The sequence below is a fragment of the Streptomonospora litoralis genome (genome assembly GCF_004323735.1).
Taxonomy (GTDB): Bacteria; Actinomycetota; Actinomycetes; order Streptosporangiales; family Streptosporangiaceae; genus Streptomonospora; species Streptomonospora litoralis.
The window spans coordinates 678,155-695,943 of record NZ_CP036455.1 but is presented as its reverse complement, the minus strand read 5'-3'; the positions used below and the strand labels follow the sequence as shown (position 1 = coordinate 695,943).

Annotated in this window: 15 protein-coding genes; 6 read left to right on the top strand and 9 right to left on the bottom strand. The window is 72.2% G+C overall.

All coding sequences use genetic code 11. The features are described 5' to 3' along the window. Window positions 1-34: 34 nt before the first annotated feature. The gene (locus EKD16_RS03045) at window positions 35-1,414 is read right to left on the bottom strand and encodes an NAD(P)H-quinone dehydrogenase (protein ID WP_131096992.1); all 1,380 of its coding nucleotides are present in this window, start codon (window positions 1,412-1,414) and stop codon (window positions 35-37) included. A 144-nt stretch (window positions 1,415-1,558) separates the two neighbouring features. Between EKD16_RS03045 and EKD16_RS03040 the strand changes: the two genes are divergently transcribed. Next, window positions 1,559-2,023: a gamma-glutamylcyclotransferase gene (locus EKD16_RS03040; RefSeq protein ID WP_449457101.1), complete on the top strand. Its 465-nt coding sequence runs from the start codon at window positions 1,559-1,561 to the stop codon at window positions 2,021-2,023. A 61-nt stretch (window positions 2,024-2,084) separates the two neighbouring features. On the opposite strand, the gene EKD16_RS03035 is transcribed toward EKD16_RS03040, so the two are convergent. Together EKD16_RS03035 and EKD16_RS03030 are read right to left on the bottom strand one after the other, a co-directional pair. Continuing rightward, on the bottom strand, window positions 2,085-2,456 hold the full coding sequence (locus EKD16_RS03035) for a type II toxin-antitoxin system HicA family toxin (protein WP_131096990.1): 372 nt from the start codon (window positions 2,454-2,456) through the stop codon (window positions 2,085-2,087). Continuing rightward, the gene (locus tag EKD16_RS03030; protein WP_131096989.1) at window positions 2,449-2,670 is read right to left on the bottom strand and encodes a type II toxin-antitoxin system HicB family antitoxin; all 222 of its coding nucleotides are present in this window, start codon (window positions 2,668-2,670) and stop codon (window positions 2,449-2,451) included. Before EKD16_RS03030 ends, EKD16_RS03035 begins: the two co-directional genes overlap by 8 nt. Window positions 2,671-2,891: 221 nt before the next feature. Between EKD16_RS03030 and EKD16_RS03025 the strand changes: the two genes are divergently transcribed. After that, window positions 2,892-3,722, top strand: coding sequence for a purine-nucleoside phosphorylase (locus EKD16_RS03025; protein WP_131096988.1), 831 nt, complete (start codon window positions 2,892-2,894; stop codon window positions 3,720-3,722). Between the two features lie 748 nt (window positions 3,723-4,470). Here EKD16_RS03025 and EKD16_RS03020 read toward each other — a convergent pair. The 5 genes from EKD16_RS03020 to EKD16_RS03000 form a co-directional block, all read right to left on the bottom strand. Beyond that, window positions 4,471-5,127: a PH domain-containing protein gene (locus EKD16_RS03020; RefSeq protein ID WP_131096987.1), complete on the bottom strand. Its 657-nt coding sequence runs from the start codon at window positions 5,125-5,127 to the stop codon at window positions 4,471-4,473. After that, on the bottom strand, window positions 5,112-6,209 hold the full coding sequence (locus EKD16_RS03015; protein ID WP_131096986.1) for an adenosine deaminase: 1,098 nt from the start codon (window positions 6,207-6,209) through the stop codon (window positions 5,112-5,114). The genes EKD16_RS03020 and EKD16_RS03015 overlap by 16 nt, the downstream gene beginning before the upstream one ends. Window positions 6,210-6,386: 177 nt before the next feature. Next, entirely contained in the window at window positions 6,387-7,628 is a 1,242-nt protein-coding gene (locus tag EKD16_RS03010; protein WP_131096985.1) for a M20 family metallopeptidase, read from the bottom strand. Then, complete coding sequence (locus EKD16_RS03005; protein WP_131096984.1) at window positions 7,615-8,865, bottom strand: glutamate--cysteine ligase; 1,251 nt, start codon at window positions 8,863-8,865, stop codon at window positions 7,615-7,617. The genes EKD16_RS03010 and EKD16_RS03005 overlap by 14 nt, the downstream gene beginning before the upstream one ends. A 554-nt stretch (window positions 8,866-9,419) precedes the next feature. Continuing rightward, window positions 9,420-10,634 (bottom strand): YihY/virulence factor BrkB family protein, encoded by a 1,215-nt coding sequence (locus EKD16_RS03000; RefSeq protein ID WP_131096983.1) that lies wholly within the window; start codon window positions 10,632-10,634, stop codon window positions 9,420-9,422. 344 nt (window positions 10,635-10,978) lie between these two features. Here EKD16_RS03000 and galT point away from each other — a divergent pair, with 344 nt between their 5' ends. The 4 genes from galT to EKD16_RS02980 all read left to right on the top strand — a co-directional run bounded on the left by galT (window position 10,979) and on the right by EKD16_RS02980 (window position 16,040). Beyond that, window positions 10,979-12,157: a galactose-1-phosphate uridylyltransferase gene (galT, locus tag EKD16_RS02995; RefSeq protein WP_131096982.1), complete on the top strand. Its 1,179-nt coding sequence runs from the start codon at window positions 10,979-10,981 to the stop codon at window positions 12,155-12,157. After that, on the top strand, window positions 12,154-13,134 hold the full coding sequence (gene galE, locus EKD16_RS02990) for a UDP-glucose 4-epimerase GalE (protein ID WP_131096981.1): 981 nt from the start codon (window positions 12,154-12,156) through the stop codon (window positions 13,132-13,134). Before galT ends, galE begins: the two co-directional genes overlap by 4 nt. Before the next feature lie 103 nt (window positions 13,135-13,237). Continuing rightward, window positions 13,238-14,566: a galactokinase gene (galK, locus tag EKD16_RS02985; protein WP_341351866.1), complete on the top strand. Its 1,329-nt coding sequence runs from the start codon at window positions 13,238-13,240 to the stop codon at window positions 14,564-14,566. A 250-nt stretch (window positions 14,567-14,816) separates the two neighbouring features. Next, window positions 14,817-16,040, top strand: a complete 1,224-nt coding sequence (locus EKD16_RS02980; protein ID WP_131096980.1) for an LCP family protein — start codon at window positions 14,817-14,819, stop codon at window positions 16,038-16,040. A gap of 390 nt (window positions 16,041-16,430) precedes the next feature. Here EKD16_RS02980 and EKD16_RS02975 read toward each other — a convergent pair whose 3' ends face one another. Next, window positions 16,431-17,648 (bottom strand): NADP-dependent isocitrate dehydrogenase, encoded by a 1,218-nt coding sequence (locus tag EKD16_RS02975; protein WP_131096979.1) that lies wholly within the window; start codon window positions 17,646-17,648, stop codon window positions 16,431-16,433. Between the last annotated feature and the right edge of the window lie 141 nt (window positions 17,649-17,789).

Sequence of the window (17,789 nt, the reverse complement as noted above, 5' to 3'; positions counted from 1 at the left end):
GTCCGGGCCGGGGCCGCCCGGCCCTACTCGCCGCCTACTCCGGCGAACCCTGCATCAACGAGCGGGCCGCCTCGGTGACGCTGCCCGAAAGCGAGGGGTAGACCGCGAAGGTGTGCGCGAGGTCGTCGACGGTGAGGCGCTGCTGCACCGCCACCGACACCGCGAGGATGAGCTCGCTGGCGCGAGGACCCACGATGACGCCGCCCATCACGATGCCGGTGTGCTGGCGGCAGATCAGCTTGACGAACCCGTCCTTGCTGTTGGTCATCTTCGCCCGCGGGTTGGTGTCCAGCGGCAGGTTGACCACGCGGGCGTCGATCTTGCCGCTGCGGACCTCCCCCTCGGTGGCGCCCACCGAGGCGAGTTCGGGGTGGGTGAACACGGTGGAGGCGACCGTGGAGAGCTTCAGCGGCGAGACCGCCTCGCCCAGAGCGTGCCACATCGCGATGCGGCCCTGCATCGCCGCTACCGACGCCAGCATGTTCACCCCCGTGCAGTCGCCCGCCGCGTAGACGCCCGGCGTCGAGGTGCGCGAGACGCGGTCGACCTGGACGAAACCGCCGTCGTCCAGGCGCACCCCGATCTCCTCCAAGCCGATGTTGGCGGTGTTGGGGATCATGCCGACGGTCATCAGGCAGTGGCTGCCCTCGACGGTGCGGCCGTCGGAGAGGGTGACCACCACGCCGTCGCCGGTGTTGGTGACCGACTCCGCGCGCGTCCTGCCCAGCACGGTCATGCCCAGGCGGCGGAAGACACCCTCCAGCACCTCGGCGGCGTCGGCGTCCTGGGTGGGCATCACGCGCTCGCGGGAGGAGACCAGGGTCACCTCGGTACCCAGGCCCTGGTAGGCGTTGGCGAACTCCGCGCCGGTGACGCCGGAGCCCACGACGATCAGCTTCTCCGGAAGCTCCTCCAGGTCGTAGAGGTGGCGCCAGGTCAGGATGCGCTCACCGTCGGGTTTGGCCGAAGGCAGCTCCCGCGGGTGGGCGCCGGTGGCGACGAGCACGATGTCGGCGCTGATGCGGCGGTCCCCGACGGCGACGATCCTGGGGTCCACGAGGCGCGCCTCGCCCGGGATGACCTCCACACCCTCCTTGACCACGCGCGCGGCGGTGTCGTCGGACTGCGCCTGGGCCAGCCGCTTCACCCGCGCGTTGACGGTCTTCAGGTCGACCGAGACGTCGGGGCGGCCGTCCGCCTCGGCGATCTCGATCCCCAGCCTCGAGGCCTCCTGGACATAGGTGGACCGCACGGAAGTGGCGATGAGGGTCTTGGAGGGAACGCAGTCGGTCAGGACGCAGGCGCCGCCGATCCCGTCGCGGTCCACGATCGTCACGTCCGCGCCGAGCTGCGCGGCGACCAGCGCCGCCTCGTAGCCTCCCGGCCCGCCACCGATGATCACGACCTTGGTCACAGCTGCTTCACTCCTTCTGGCGGGCGCGCCGATGCGCCGCTGCCTCGCGGGCCGCCGCCTGGAACGTCTCTCGTCTGCCTGCTACCCATTGTCCGCCATGCCGAGCCGCGAAAATCTCAACGGGGGCGAAGGGCCGCGTCTAGCATGGTCGCCGTGGCTCTCTACGCCGCTTACGGCTGCAACCTCGACCCCGACCAGATGGCGGGGCACGCTCCGCGCTCGCCGCTGTTGGGCACCGGCTGGCTGGAAGGCTGGCGGCTGACGTTCGGCGGGGAGTCGGGGCCGTGGGGCGGCGCGCTGGCGACCATCGTCGAGCAGCGCGGCGCGAGCGTCTTCGCGGCCCTCTACGACATCGGCGAATGCGACGAAACCCACGTCGACGGCAGCGCCGGCGCGGCCTTCGGCCTCTACACGCGCGTCCGGGTGCGGGCGAGCACCCTGCTGGAGGGCGAGGCCACCGCCTGGACCCACGTCCTCGACGACTACGAGGGCGGCCTGCCTTCGGCGCTGTACCTGGCTATGCTCGCCGATGCCGCCGAAAAGGCCGGCGCGCCCCCGTTCTACCTCGACGACCTGCGCTCCCGCCCGTGTTCTCCGGCCTGGCGCTGAGCAGGCGACGGCCGGCCGCACTGCCGGAACCGTGCCCGCGGCCGGCGGCGACGAACGCGGATCAGCCGCCCCGGCGATTCGGCCGCGACCGCTTCGGGCTCTGATCCCGCCGCCGACCGGCGGAGGGTTCCGCCCCGTCCTTGCGCGCCTTCCCGCCCGTCTTCCGCTGCCTGTTGCGGAGGGCGTCCTGGACGCCTGTCGCCGGCTGGTCGTTCTGCTGCTTGCGGACCTCCTCGACCTGGCGCTCGATACTGCGCTGCGTGCCCCGGGGCAGGTCTCCGTTGCCGTGTACGGGGATGACCACCATGCCCTTGCCGTTGGGGCCGCGGAGCTTGGTGTGACTGCCCTTGACGCCCGCGACCGTCCAGCCCTCCCGTTGCAACTCCTTGAGGAGCTGCTTGCCCGACTTCGGCTTGCCGCCCCTGCTACCCATCGGCGACCTCGACCTCGACGGTGCCCACCGCCGCGTCGCTCACCGGGGCGGGCACCGGCTCGTCTTCGAGGTAGAGCTCCAGCGCCTCGGTGATCATCTCCTCGGCTTCTGCGCGGGTGCCGCCGAAACTGGAGATGTCGGCCTCCAGGCACTGGGCGACGTAACGACCGTCGTCCTCGCGGTAGGTGACCACCGACAACCGGTGCTTCGCCATGTCTGCGTCCTTTCGGGTAGGGCTGCCGCGCGATCGGCGCATCGACCCCGGCGGGGCCGCGCCGCGAGTCGCGTCCGGATTTCCATCCTGGCCTACGCGCTGCGCGCCGCGGCGGTTTCCCGTCTCGGACGCGATCGCCGGCCAACCGGTTCCGACCGGTTTCGAACACACTGCGTTGCGTTCCGGACGAGTTCGACTACGCAGGGGTACTGTCCTGAGATGTGAGCGAATCCACGCAAGTGCGCCCAACGACCAGGACCGCCCAGGCCAAGCAGTTGGCCCTGCAGGCGGCGAACGAGCTCAAGGCCCGCACCGGTACCGACTCCTACGACGCCATGGTCATCCTCGGCTCGGGCTGGTCGGGAGCGGCCGACGAACTGGGCACCGCAGACATCCGACTGGACATGACCGACCTTCCCGGATTCGTGGCGCCCACGGCGGCCGGCCACGACTCGACGGTGCGCAGCACCCGGGTCGGCGACAAGCGGGTAGCGGTCTTCTGCGGCCGCACCCATCTCTACGAAGAGCACGACCCGATGCGGATCGCCCACGCGGTGCGCACGGGCATCGCGGCCGGTGCGTCCACGGTCGTGCTCACCGGCGCGGCCGGATCGCTGCGCGCCGACTTCTCGGTGGGGCAGCCGATCATGCTGCGCGACCACATCAACCTGACCTCGACCTCGCCGCTGGCGGGTCCCGACTTCGTCGACCTGACCGAGGCCTACAGCCCGCGGCTGCGGGCGCTGGCCCAGGAGGCCGACCCTTCACTGACGGAAGGCGTCTACGCCTCGCTGCTGGGCCCGCAGTTCCAGACACCGGCGGAGCTGGCGATGCTGCGGGTGGCGGGTGCCGATCTGGTGGGCCGCTCCATGGCACTGGAGACCATCGCCGCCGTGGAGATGGGTGCGGAGGTGCTGGGGCTCTCCGTCGTGAGCAACGACGCGATGGGGGCGGTCTTCGAGCGGTTCGACTCGCTCAAGGCGCTGGATGTGATCCAGCAGCGGGCTCGGCGGCTGGGCGGCCTGCTCAACGCGACGCTCTCGCGTATCTGAGGCCGCGCCGCCGCGTCCGGACCCGTGGTGCGTCCGGGCACGGCCGAGAACGCTCACGACCGCGGACGCGGCGCACCCGGCGGCTCTTCCGCGCAGGGCCGCCGGGTGCGCGCGTCCGATGAGTCCCACTGCCGATGGCCGGTGCCGACGCCCGCGTGGCGAGCAGCCTCCCGAGGCCCGGGAGGGGTGGGCGCCGACCGCGCGCACACCGGCGGCGGGATCTTCGGATGCGGCGCGGAGCGAGGTCCCCGCAGACCCCGTGGCGAGCCCCGTGCCGCATTTCAGGTGGTACTTCGCGCCGCTGTGCGGGCCGACCGGTCCCCGCGACCGGTGCGCCCGCGCCGGCGCACGGGTGGCGATCCGTGCCGGCGGCGGCGCGCCACTATTCAGTTGACCCATGCCGCCTAACCCGCTGGGGGCGGAACGGAGATCCGCTTCAGCCCGCCGTCCCACCGATCAACGTTTAGGCATGCCTTACCTAACCATCGATCGGCGACGCGGTCAACCCCCGACGAGCGACCCGGCCGCACGCGACGCCCCCCGATGACGCTGTACGTCCGCCAGAGCAACGGAGAGCCCCGGAACCGGTAGAGGCGGGAGACAGACCCGTCCCCCGCAAGGGCTCGGTCCCGGACGACCCAGAGGGCGCAGCGCACCCATCGGACGGCGCACGCACCCGCCCCGCGCAGAGCCGCTCCGGTCGTCGCCGGGTGCGTCCAGGCCGCGTTCGAACGGCCCGCGGCCTGACTCAGATCAGCAGCAGCACCATGATCAGCAGGAACACCGGAATCCCGAGCGCGGCGACGGCGTCGGGCGCCCACACGGTGGAAGGCGTGCGCGGCGCGCCGCGGCCTCCGCCGTCCGGCGCCGCGTCCTCGGAGGCGCTAGCGGCGGCCTCGCCGGGCACGGAACCGGCCGTGGGCTGCGCCCGGCGCCGCTGCGCCTCTTCGCGCAGCTGCCGCGCCGCGTGGTCGACCGGGCGCATCGACCGCGGGTCGTCGTCGGCCTGTGCGGCGACGCCGGACCCGTCATCGGCGCGGCGCAGGTTCTCGCGCACCCGGGCGCGCCTGGTCTCGCGCAGCGACCAGGAGCGGTACACGTCCTCGCCCGCGTGCACGCGCAGCGCGTCGGTGACGTCGGCCCAGGTGAACACCGACCACGGGACGAAGGTGTCACGCAGCGGGTTGACCAGGCGCACTCCCTCGGCGCCGGGCACCACCCGCGGACGCAGCCACAGCACATAGGCGACACCCACGGTGATCAGCAGCACCGACCCCGCCACCAGGCTGGAGGCGCCGCTGCCGCGGAAGGCGAGGTCGACCAGCAGCAGCGCGACGACCGCGACCCAGCCCCAGCCCAGGACGCGGGACGCCGGCGAGGACAGCGGCTTCATCTCGTCGCCCACTTCAGCTGCGCGAACCCCGGCTTGATCCGTCCGTTGATCAGCGCGAGCCGCTCGTCGAAGGGCAGGAACGCCGACTTCATCGCGTTGACCGTGAACCACTCCATGTCGTCCCAGTCGTAGCCGAAGGCCGACGAGAGCTTGGCGAACTCCTCCGACAGGCTCGTGCCGCTCTGCAGCCGGTTGTCGGTGTTGACCGTCACCCGGAAGCGCAGCTCGCGCAGCAGGCCGATGGGGTGTTCGGCGATCGAGGGCGCCGCGCCCGTCTGCACGTTGGAGCTGGGGCACATCTCCAGCGGCACCCGCTGGTCGCGCACGTAGCGGGCCAGCCGGCTCATCCGGACCTTGCCGCCCTCGGCGTAGTCGATGTCGTCGACGATGCGCACACCGTGGCCCAGGCGGTCGGCGCCGCACCACTGCAGCGCCTCCCAGATGGAGGGCAGCCCGAACGCCTCGCCCGCGTGGATGGTGAAGTGCGCGTTCTCCCGGCGCATGTACTCGAAGGCGTCCAAGTGGCGGGTCGGCGGGTAACCGGCCTCGGCACCGGCGATGTCGAAGCCCACCACACCCACGTCGCGGTAGCGCACCGCGAGCTCGGCGATCTCGCGGGAGCGGGCCGCGTGGCGCATCGCCGTCAGCAGCGTGCCCACGATGATCGGCCGCCCCTGCTCGGCGGCGCGACTCTGGCCGACGCGGAAACCTTCCAGCACCGCCTCGACCACCTCGTCCAGCGACAGGCCGGCATCCAGGTGCTGCTCGGGCGCATAGCGCACCTCGGCGTAGACGACGCCGTCGGCGGCCAGGTCCTCGGCGCACTCGGCGGCGACCCGCTCCAGGGCCTCGCGGGTCTGCATCACCCCGACGGTATGTGTGAAGGTTTCCAGGTAGCGCTCCAGAGCCCCGGAGTCCGAGGCGTTGCGGAACCACACCCCCAGTTCGGCGGCGTCGCTCTCGGGCAGCGCGGTGTAGCCGGCGTCCTCGGCAAGCTCGACGACGGTCTCGGGACGCAGCCCGCCGTCGAGGTGGTCGTGCAACAGCACCTTGGGCGCGCGCCGGATCTCGTCCAGGCTCATCGGGTGGCTCATACAGATCAGGATGCCACCCGTGCCGAGCCGGTGGGGAGCGCCGACGGCGGCACCCGTCGCACTTCGGCGGTGCCACGGGAGCGCCGGCGCAGTGCCGGCGCGCCGCGCCCGCGGCGACGGCGGTGCGCGCGTGCAGCGGCCCGACGGTCAGGGGGCCGAGCGCGGAATATGCCTTCGTCAGGCCAGCGCGGCGTTCTGCACGGGGTCGCCGTCAGCGGCGCGGGCGCACTCCCACAGCGCGGTCAGCGCGGTGGCCGACATCAGCTGCACGCCGACGCCGATCGCCCGCTCGTCGACGTCGAAGGTACCGCGGTGCAGGTCCAGCATCGGCGAGCTGGACTGCGGCGAATGCGTCCCCAACCGGGCCAGCGCGCCGGGAACGTGCTCCAGGTACCAGGCGAAGTCCTCGCCGCCCAGGCTCTGGGGGGTGTCTGCGACGGCTTCGGGGCCCAGTGCCTGCGCACAGGCGTCCTGCAGCATCCGCACGCTGGTGGACTCGTTGACCGTGGGCGGGACTCCGCGGCGGTAGTCGACCTCGGCGCGGGCGCCGTAGCCGGCCACGACGGAGTCGACCAGCTCGCGGATGAGCTCGGGCGCGGCGTGCCAGGCGTCGTCGTCCAGGCAGCGCACGGTCCCCTCGGCCACGCCGTCGTCGGGAATGGCGTTGGGTGCAGATCCCGCGCTGACGCGCCCCCACACCAGGCTGAAGCCCGCCCGCGGGTCCACCCGCCGCGAAAGGGCGGCGGGCAGTTCGGTGACGACCTTGCCCAGCGCGTAGACCAGGTCGGAGGTCAGGTGCGGCCGCGCAGTGTGTCCCCCGGCGCCCGACAACCGCACCAGCACCTGGTCGCAGGCGGCGGTGATGGCACCGCTGCGCAGCCCGACCTGGCCGGTGAGCAGCCGCGGATCGCAGTGCAGCGCGAAAATGCGGTCTACCCCGTCGATTCCGCCGGCGTCGACGACCTCGCGCGCCCCGCCGGGCAGCTCCTCGGCCGGCTGGAACAGCAGCCGCACCCGGCCGGGCAGCGCACCGGCGCGGGCCTGCTGCGCCAGGAACAGCCCGGTGGCCAGCAGCACGGTGGTGTGCACGTCGTGGCCGCAGGAGTGCGCGGCACCGGGGACGGTCGAGCGGTAGGGGACGTCCTTCTCGTCGGTGAGGGGAAGCGCGTCGATGTCGGCGCGCAGCGCGACCGTGGGGCCTTCGCCGGCGCCGATGTCGCAGACGAGGCCGGTGGTGTGCGGCAGCGACCGGGGTGCGAGTCCGACGCTGCGCAGCCGGTCGGCGAGCCGCTGGGTGGTGCGGTGCTCGGCGAAGGCGAGTTCGGGATGCATGTGCAGATCGCGCCGGAACTCGGTGAACTCGCGCTCGTGGCGAGCAAGAAAAGCGTTCAGTTGCTCCCGCAGGTCACGCCCCTGCATGGGATGGCCCCCTGTTCTTCGTCGCATAGTCGGTACCGGTGCCGCCGCGTGCCGCCTGGTGACCGGTGGCAGGGTCGGGGGAGTTCGCGGAGAGGGGCGCCGCGGGGAAGCCGTCGGCGCGGAACTCCGCCACCAGCGAGTCCACGACGTCGTTCAGGGTGCCGCCGTCGTCGATGACGGCACGTTGACGCTCATAGGACGCGCCCTTGTCCAGGATCTCCGAGGCGACGCCGAGGTCCTCGGCACAGCCCAGCCGCGCCGCGACGGGTTCGAGCTCGCGGAGCAGCTCGTGCAGATCGTCGCGCAGCGGCATGGTGTGCCCTTGGTCGTCGGTGATGATCCGGGCGTCCAGGCCGTAGCGGGTGGCCCGCCATTTGTTGTCGTTGACCACCCATGAGGGTGGATTGGGAAGCCCGTAGCCGCGGTCCAACTGCTGATCGAACAGCCGAACCAGGCTTTGGGACAACGCGGCGGCCATGCCGACCTCGCGCAGTGTGGGAATGCCGTCGAACATCCGGATCTCGATGGTGCCGAAATCGGGGTGCGGGCGGACGTCCCACCAGACTTCCTTGATACTCGATATGGTCCCCGCTCGGAGCAGGGTTTCCATATATTCCTCGAACGCGTCCCAGTGTTCGAGACGCGGCGGCGGACCCGACGTGGGCAGCGCGCCGAAGATGATCGACCGGCTGGATGCCAGCCCGGTGTCATGGCCGCTCCAGAAAGGACTGGAGGCGGTCAGGGCGAGGAAGTGCGGCAGGTAGTCGGCCAGCGCGTTGACCATGGGAATCGCCTTCTCCCGCGACCGCACGCCGACGTGCACGTGGACGCCGAAGGTGAGAATGCGCCGCGCGAGCCACTGCATCTCGTCGATGAGTTCGCCGTAGCGCTGTATCGGGGAGAGAGTCTGGTCGCGCCAGTCGTCGATGGGATGCGTCCCGGCGCAGATGAGCGCGGCCTCGCGGGGCTCCAGCACGCTGTTCAGCCGCGCGATGCTGCCCGCCAGGTCGTTGCGGGCCTCCTCGACGGTCTCGCAGATGCCGGTGACGACCTCCACCGTGCACTGCATCAGCTCGTGGCGCAGCGGCGGGCTGTCCGATGCCTCGCTGAGGTCGGGCAGTTCACCGAGGACCTGCTGGGCCTCCTGGCGCAGGTGCCGGGTGTGCACGTCGACGAGTTGCAGTTCCCATTCCACGCCGAGAGTGGCCCGCTGGGAGTCGTTGAATTCGATGGCCACGGTCAACCTCCGCACTGTCGTCCGGCCGGTTCGCGCACCGACGCTGACCGCACCCTAGGCGAGCCTCTGCCCGATTCGTCAGTACGTGTCATGCAGGTTCCGTTCCTGGGTGGATCGGGCGAAATGACATCGGGCGAGTAATACGGACGCCGGCGATGGGCGGCGCTGCGCGACGATGGAGCCGGTCTGCGTGCACCACGCCGGTCCGGCCGGATGCAGTCCGGGAACACCGAGGCGCCGGTGCGGCCGCGCGCTTTTGTGCGGGCGCGCCCGGACCGGGCGAGGCGCGGGGCCGACCGCACGGAGCGCCAGACGGACGCGGCGGGCACGCCGTCGTCCGCATCGGCGCTTCAAGATCACGCTACACAATCACAGAGAAGACTGCCCCGAAGTAACCGATACGTGATCTCGATAACGTATTCGGGGCGCGAACCGTCACTCCAGACGGTCTCTGGTTGGACGGATGTCGCGATGGCGAAGCGCGTGCCGGGCCCGCGCCGCGCGTGGGAGCGGGCTTGGGGCGCCCTGGGACAGCAGCGCCGGAACCGCCGGAATCAGGCGCGACCGGCGCGCCGATCGCGAGCGGCGCCGCGATCGTCGCCGTCCCCGTCCCGCCTGTGGCGCCTGCGCCAGGCCAGTGCCCCGGCGGCCGCACCCGCCAGGGCCGCCGGGACGGCCAGGCGCCGCAGCGCGGCCGCGGCCCGCCGGCGCCGGTCCAACCGGCGCGAGCGGCGCATCAGGCGATCGGTGGGCCGGGCGGGCAGCACCGCCGCCGAGGGGCCGAGGTCCTGGCGCACCACCTCCCGCGGAGGCTCCTCGTCGGAGAGGCCTATCGGCAGGCCCGAGGGCACCGCGCCCTGGTACGGCGGCGGTACCGGCAGCCACGTGGCGGTCCAGGCGGCGCACAGCAGCAGCATCCGCATCACCAGGTTGATCCACACCAGCAGGCCGACGACCACCGCGAAAGACGCGTAGACCGGGTTGCTGAGCGTGCCGCTGATCAGCAGGGCGGCCGCGGCCTTGAGGATCTCGAAGCCGAAGGCCGCCAGCAGCGCGCCGCGCCACAGCAGGCGCAGCGGGCGGCGGGTGCCCGACAGGCGGGAGAAGACGACCAGGAAGATGACCGTGTCGACCGCCACGGCGATGGCCAGACCCAGCGCGCGGGTCGCACCCACCGCCACGAGCGAATCCTGCAGTTGCAGGAACCCCAGCAGCCAGTGTGTGGCCGCCTGGGCGACGCTGGTCAGCGCGACCGAGCCCAGCAGGCACAGGCCCAGCACGGCCATCACCAGGATGTCGAGGAGCTTGGCGACGACGAAGTTGGGTCCGTCGCCGACGTCCTTCAGCCAGACCCGGTGCAGCGCCTCGCGGACCGAGCCCAAGGCGCCCACGCCCGCGTAGAGCAGGCCGAGCAGGCCCAGGATGCCGGCACCGGTGCGTGCCTCGGCGATCTCCTGGACGGGCAGTCCTTCGGCCAGGCCGGGCAGCGTCTCGCGGATGGCCTGGTCCAGGTAGTCGCGGGCGGCCGGTTCGACGGCGGCGGCGTAGCCGACCGCGGCGAAGGCCAGCGCGAGCAGCGGGAAGAAGGACAGGAAGGCGTAGTAGGTGACCGCGGCGGCGAGCCGGTCGCCCCCGACGTCGGAGTAGCGCTCGAAGGCCCGCACGGCGTGGTCGATCGCGGGACGGCGGCGCCGCACCGACCAGTAGGTCTCCATGGCGAGGTTGCGGTAGTGGCGCGCCCGGTCCTTCAGCGCCGTCATCGCGGCCATTCGCCCCGGGCCTCCTTCCGCTGCACTCGTCCGCCCGCCGTCGCCTGCCGTGGTTCGGCCGCAGGGCGCCGCCCGCGGCGCATCCGGCGCGCCGGTGCGGCGTGTCCGCCCGCGCCGCCCTGCGAGCCCGGCGGCATGGGCGGGTTCGCCCTTGTGCGGCCTACGCCGACCGTAGCCCAGGTCATGGAACCCCCGAAGGCGGCGCACCCGCCGGCGCCGAGGGCGCGCCGGGTGACCGCGGACCGGAAAGATGGCCGCGCTTCGGGCACATCCACCGAAGGCCGATCAACATCATTCATATGCGGTCCAATGAAGTCGAATACCGCATGCTCTAGACTGAACTTGTGCGAACTCGACAGGTTTTTCGATCGACGGGACGGCTCGCTGACGGACGGGAGATCATCTACTACGACGAATCCCCCGACACCGGCCGGGCCGAGGTCGCGGACCGCAGGCCGCTGCCGCCGTTCTCCTCCGGCTCGCAGCTGCGCTACGACCCGCTCCTCGACGAATGGGTGACCCTCGCCGCCCACCGGCAGAACCGCACGTTCCTCCCGCCGCCCGACGAGTGCCCGCTCGATCCCACCCGCGGCGACCGCCTGAGCGAGATCCCGGCGGGTGACTACGACGTGGTCGTCTTCGAGAACCGGTTCCCCTCCCTGGCGCCCGCCCCGGCCCCGCCCGAACCGGCCGCGGACGACGACCCCGCGCTGACCGCGCGCCCGGGCGCCGGGCGCTGCGAGGTCGTGTGCTTCACCTCGGACCACTCCGCCTCCTTCGGCGACCTCTCGCCCGAACGGGCCCGCACCGTCGTCGAAGCCTGGGCCGACCGCACCGAAGCGCTGGGCGCCCGATCCGACGTCGCCCACGTCTATCCCTTCGAGAACCGCGGGATCGAGATCGGGGTGACCCTGCAGCACCCCCACGGCCAGATCTACGCCTACCCGTTCGTGCCGCCGCGTATCGAGGCCATGACCGAGGCCGCCCGCAAGCACCGCGCCGCCACCGGCGGCAACCTCTTCGACCGGGTCGTCGCCGACGAGCGCCGAGCCGGCACCCGTATCGTCACCGAGGGCGAGCACTGGACCGCGTTCGTACCCGCCGCGGCCCGCTGGCCCTACGAGGTCCGCCTCTTCCCGCTGCGGCGCGTGTCCACCCTGGCCGAACTCGACACCGCCCAGCGCGACGAACTCGCCCGCATGTACCTCGACCTGGTGCGCGGCTTCGACACCCTGTTCCCCCAGCCCGGCGAGGGCACCGATCCGCCCACGCCCTACATCGCGGCCTGGCACCAGGCACCCGTCGCGCCCGACGGCACCCCCGACGGCGAGTTCGGGCTGCACCTGCAGTTGTTCACGCTGCGCCGCGCCCCTGGGAAACTGAAGTACCTCGCGGGGTCGGAGTCGGGCATGGCGGCGTGGATCAACGACGTCGCCCCCGAGGACGCCGCCGAGCGCATCCGCACCGCCCTGCCCTCGCAGGCCGCCGCGGCCCACCCCACCGACAGCAAGGAGCAGCGTTGAGAGTCCTCGTCACCGGCGGCGCCGGCTACATCGGCAGTGTCGTCGCGGCCCAGTTGCTCGAAGCAGGCCACGAGGTGTCCGTACTCGACGACCTGTCCACCGGGCACCGCGACGCCGTCCCCGCGGGCTGCCGCCTGTTCGAGGGCGGCATCCGCGAGCGCGGCGCCGAGGTGCTGGCCGAGACCGGAGCCGAGGCAGTCCTGCACTTCGCCGCGCGATCGGTGGTGCCGGAGTCGGTGGCCCACCCGGAGCGCTACTGGGACGGCAACCTCGGCTGCACCCTGGCGCTGCTGGAAGCGATGCGCACCCACGGGGTCGGGCGCATCGTCTTCTCCTCCACCGCCGCCGTCTACGGCGAACCCGAGTCCTCCCCGATCCCCGAGGACGCCCCCGTGCGCCCGGGCAACCCCTACGGCGCCTCCAAGGCCGCCATCGACACCGCCCTGACCGAGTACGCCCGCCTGCACGGCATCGGCGCGGTCAGCCTGCGCTACTTCAACGTGGCCGGAGCCTACGCGGGGCTCGGCGAGCGCCACGACCCCGAGACCCACCTCATCCCGATCGTGCTGCAGGTGGCCCGCGGCCTGCGCGAGTCCGTCGCCGTCTACGGCGAGGACTACCCCACCGCCGACGGCAGCTGCGTGCGCGACTACATCCACGTCGCCGACCTCGCCGAGGCCCACCTGCTGGCCCTGGACGGCTGCCGCCCCGGCGAGCACCGCGTCTTCAACCTCGGCAACGGCACCGGGTTCTCCGTGCGCGAGGTCATCGACGTGTGCCGCAAGGTCACCGGCCACCCCGTCCCGGCGGTCTCCGCCGAGCGCCGCCCCGGCGATCCGGCGACCCTGGTCGCCTCCAGCGAGAGCGCGCGGCGCGAACTCGGCTGGACACCGCGCCGCCCCGAACTGCACCGCATCGTCGCCGACGCCTGGGAGTTCCACACCGGGCGCACGGCCGCCGACACCGCGGCCGGCTGAAGGGCCCAACCGAGCCGGGCCGGCGCGGACGCGGCCCGAGAGCAGCCGCGGCACGGCCGGCACGACGACACCCCGCCCGCGCAGCCACCGAGGAGAGGCGAGCGTGCTGAACCGCTTTCTCGCGCCGTTCCGGCGCGCGGCCGCATCTGCGGGTGCGGCCACCGCCCCGGCCGCGCCGGCGGCCGCGGCGGGGCTGCGGGAATCCGCCCGCGGCCCGCAGGATTCGAGCCGGGCACCGGCAGAGGAGGAGACGGAGCACGTGGTGGACACCGACGAGACCGCGGCGGCGTTCGCCGCCGCGTTCGGCCGCGACCCGCTCGGGGTCTGGCACGCGCCCGGCCGCGTCAACCTGATGGGCGAGCACACCGACTACAACGACGGCCTGGTGCTGCCGATGGCGCTGCCCTGGGGCGTCACCCTGGCGCTGACGCCCACGGACGACGGCACAGCCGAGGTGCGCAGCGCCCAGCGCCCGGGCGAGCAGGTCGGCTTCGCCGTCGCCGACCTCGACCCGCAGGACCCCGTCGAGGGGTGGGGCGCCTACGTCGCCGGCGTGTTCTGGGCGGCGCGCGAGGCCGGGCACCTGCCGCCCGGGGCCGGCGCGCGCATCCTGCTCGACTCCGACCTGCCCGTCGGCGCCGCCCTGTCCTCCTCGGCCGCTCTGGAGTGCGCGGTCCTGCTCGCCCTGGCCGAAGCCCACGGCCTGACCGGACTGGCCGCCGACCGCCCCGCCATGGCCACGATCGCCCGCCGCGCGGAGAACGCCTACGTCGGCGCCCCCACCGGCATCCTCGACCAGAGCGCCTCGCTGCGCTGCACCGAGGGCCACGCCCTCTACCTGGACTGCCGCAGCGGCGCGGCGAGCAACGTCCCCTTCCCGCTGGAGGACGCGGGGCTGCGGCTGCTCATCATCGACACCCGCGTCGAACACAAGCTCAGCGACACCACCGGCGGTTACGCCGCCCGCTACGACGAGTGCACCCGCGCCGCCCGCATCCTCGGCGTCGACGCGCTGCGCGACGTGGAGGACCTCCAGGCGAGCCTGTCCCGCCTGGACGACCCGCTGCTCGTCGACCGCGTCCGCCACGTGGTCACCGAGATCCACCGGGTGAACGCCGCCGTGGGGCTGATGCGCGCGAACGCGCTGGGTGAGCTGGGTGCGGTGTTCACGGCCTCCCACCTGTCCATGCGCGACCAGTTCCAGATCTCCACGCCCGAACTCGACACCGCCGTGGAGACCGCCGTCGCCGCCGGAGCCCGCGGAGCCCGCATGACCGGCGGCGGCTTCGGCGGCAGCGCCGTCGCCCTGGCCCCCGAGTCCCGCCTGGAGGCCGTCGAGAAGGCGGTCACCGACGCCTTCGCCGAGCGGGGCTTTACCGCCCCCGCCCTGCGCGTCGCTCTCCCCTCCCAGGGAGCCCGCCGCCTGCGCTGACCGGCCGCCGAGGGGCCGGCGGGCCCCTCGGCCTACCCGGCGAGCAGTGCCGCATGTGAGTGGCGCCGACGGCACACGAGGCGACCTGTGTGGCGAGGGTGTCCTTCTGGGACCTGCGCGGGCGGGAACGCGGACACGGGTCGGTCACGGCGGGAACCTGGCTAGGCTGTGGCGAGTCCCAATGCAGTAAAAGGGGACGGCTTGACCTTGACCTCACATGTGGTGACTTCACAGATGGGCGACCAGAGCCATGGTTGACGGGCATTACGGGCGAGGACGCGGGTCGGGTGGCGGTGATGCCGACCGGACCGGGGTGTTCCGCCGCACCCCCGGCGGCGGGGCCGACGAGATCGAGAAGCTCTACCGCCCGCGCCGCTCACAGGAGCGCTCTTCGGCGGGTCGGGCGGGGCCCACGCGGCGGATGCCGCCGGCCGAGGACGAGCCGCGGCGCCGGCCCTCCCCGGGCGGTTCCGGGCGCGGGCGCAGCTACGACGGGTCCGGGCGCGCGCGGCGCATCCGCGAGCAGCGCCGTCGGCGCCGGCGGACGATCCTGGTGCTGCTGCTGGTCGTGCTGGTGGTCTTCCCCGTCGGCTTCTACGTCTGGGCCGATTCCCGGCTGCAGCGCGTGTCGGCCCTGGAGTACGAAGGACGGCTGGAGGACCAGCCCGGCGAGACCTACATGATCGTGGGCTCCGACAGCCGCGAAGGGCTCAGCGACGAGGAGCAGCAGCAGCTGGGCACGGGCGACGCCAGCGGTAAGCGCACGGACACGATCATGGTGCTCTACGTGCCCGAGTCGGGCAAACCCACCATCGTCAGCGTGCCGCGGGACTCCTACGTGGAGATCCCCGGCATCGGCCAGAGCAAGATCAACGCGGCCTTCGCCGAGGCTCTGGGCGGCGGACCCACCAGGCTCGTGCAGACCTTCGAGCAGGCCAGCGGCGTGCGCATCGACCACTACGTCGAGGTCGGGTTCTCCGGGTTCGTCGGCATCGTCAACGCCGTCGGCGGGGTGGAGATGTGCCCCGAGCAGGCCATCCAGGACCCCAAGGCCGACCTCGACATCGAGGCCGGCTGCCAGCAGATGGACGGTGAGACCGCGCTGGGCTACGTGCGCACGCGCGCCACCGTGCGCGCCGACCTGGACCGCATCCAGCGGCAGCGGGAGTTCTTCAGTGCGCTGATCTCCAAGGCCACCTCCCCCGGTACGCTGCTCAACCCCTTCCGCTCGATCCCGCTGGTCACCGAGGGCACCGACACGTTCGTCGTCGACGAGGGCGACCACCTGACCGACCTGGCGGGCATGGCGCTGGCCATGCGCGAGGACCCGGCGACGTCGGCGGTTCCGGTGGCCTCCACGCCCACCATCGCGGGCGCGGGTTCGGTGGTGCTGTGGGACGAGGCGCGCTCGGCGGAGATGTTCGGCGCGATGCAGGAGGGGGAGCCGATCCCCGAGAGCGCGATGCAGGAGTGATCCTGCCGGTGCTCCGGCGCCGGCAGGCCCCCTCCCGCACCCCCGCCGAAACCCCTGCCCGAATGAAAGGGCCCGTCGCCGCAGCGACGGGCCCTTTCCCGGACGTTCCGCACCGCGCGCGCCTACCCCCCAGCGGGCGCACGGCCGGCACGTCGGCCTAAATGGTTCGGGATCTGTGTCCGCGGGATGAACCCAACGGGCAGATGACTCCAAGATAGGGCAATACTCGCGAAACACGCGAACCACACAAGAGTGGCGTTCGCCGCACTACCGGTAGAAATAACGCTTCGTATCCGTGCGGTAGCGCCGTCGCAGGGCGCTACGGCCCACGCGAAGGGCCGCCCCGCGGCACGGCGGAGCGGCCCTGAGCACCCAAGGGCGCGGCGCGCCTCAGGCCAGGCGCTTCTGCAGGTTCTCGTCGAGCACGGCGAGGAACTCCTGGGTGGTGAGGAAGCCCTGGTCGCCGCCGACCAGCAGCGCGAGGTCCTTGGTCATCTGGCCGCCCTCGACGGTCGAGACGACGACCTTCTCCAGGGTGTTGGCGAACTCGACGACCGCGGGGGTGTTGTCGAGCTTGCCGCGGTGCTCCAGGCCCCGGGTCCAGGCGAAGATGGACGCGATGGGGTTGGTGGAGGTGGGCTCGCCCTGCTGGTGCCGGCGGAAGTGCCGGGTGACCGTGCCGTGGGCGGCCTCGGCCTCGACGGTCCGGCCGTCGGCGGTGCGCAGCACCGAGGTCATCAGGCCCAGCGAGCCGAAGCCCTGGGCGACCGTGTCGGACTGCACGTCGCCGTCGTAGTTCTTGCAGGCCCAGACGTAGCCGCCCTCCCACTTCAGGGCGGCGGCGACCATGTCGTCGATCAGCCGGTGCTCGTAGGTGAGGCCGGCCGCCTCGAAGCGGTCCTTGAACTCGTTCTCGTAGATCTCCTCGAACACGTCCTTGAACATGCCGTCGTAGGACTTGAGGATCGTGTTCTTGGTCGACATGTAGACCGGGTAGCCGCGGTCCAGGCCGTAGTTCAGGCTGGCGCGGGCGAAGTCCTCGATCGACCGGCGGTAGTTGTACATGCCCATGGCCACGCCGCCGCCCTCGGGGAAGTTGGCGACCTCCATCTCGATGGGCTCGCCGCCGTCCTCGGGGGTGTAGGTGATGGTGACCGTACCGGGGCCGGGCACCTTGAAGTCGCTGGCCTTGTACTGGTCGCCGTGGGCGTGGCGGCCGACGATGATCGGCTTGGTCCAGCCGGGCACCAGCCGGGGCACGTTCTCGCAGACGATGGGCTCGCGGAAGATGACCCCGCCGAGGATGTTGCGGATCGTCCCGTTGGGCGAGCGCCACATCTTCTTCAGCCCGAACTCCTCGACGCGGGCCTCGTCGGGGGTGATGGTGGCGCACTTGACGCCGACGCCGTGCTCGCGGATGGCCTTGGCGGCGTCGACGGTGATCTGGTCGTCGGTGCGGTCGCGCTCCTCGATCCCCAGGTCGTAGTACTTCAGATCGACGTCCAGGTAGGGCAGGATCAGCCGGTCCTTGATGAAGGACCAGATGATCCGCGTCATCTCGTCGCCGTCGAGCTCTACTACGGGATTCTCGACCTTGATTTTGGCCATGGCTGGTGGCTGTCCCTTCGTTTCGGCTAGCCGTCATGTGGCTGGAGGCGGCGCCGGGGCATACCGGTCGCACCACGGCGGACGCGGCGGTGGCCGCGCTGCGCCGCGGGGAGGCCGGTGTGTCCGCGACACGCCTCATGA

Coding starts and splice junctions, on each gene's coding strand:
- EKD16_RS03015 (WP_131096986.1), bottom strand. CDS start 6,209: ATGAGCCACCCGATGAGCCTGGACGAGATCCGGCGCGCGCCCAAGGTG.
- EKD16_RS03000 (WP_131096983.1), bottom strand. CDS start 10,634: ATGGCCGCGATGACGGCGCTGAAGGACCGGGCGCGCCACTACCGCAAC.
- EKD16_RS03040 (WP_449457101.1), top strand. CDS start 1,559: ATGGTCGCCGTGGCTCTCTACGCCGCTTACGGCTGCAACCTCGACCCC.
- EKD16_RS02980 (WP_131096980.1), top strand. CDS start 14,817: ATGGTTGACGGGCATTACGGGCGAGGACGCGGGTCGGGTGGCGGTGAT.
- EKD16_RS03035 (WP_131096990.1), bottom strand. CDS start 2,456: ATGGGTAGCAGGGGCGGCAAGCCGAAGTCGGGCAAGCAGCTCCTCAAG.
- EKD16_RS02975 (WP_131096979.1), bottom strand. CDS start 17,648: ATGGCCAAAATCAAGGTCGAGAATCCCGTAGTAGAGCTCGACGGCGAC.
- EKD16_RS03030 (WP_131096989.1), bottom strand. CDS start 2,670: ATGGCGAAGCACCGGTTGTCGGTGGTCACCTACCGCGAGGACGACGGT.
- EKD16_RS03010 (WP_131096985.1), bottom strand. CDS start 7,628: ATGCAGGGGCGTGACCTGCGGGAGCAACTGAACGCTTTTCTTGCTCGC.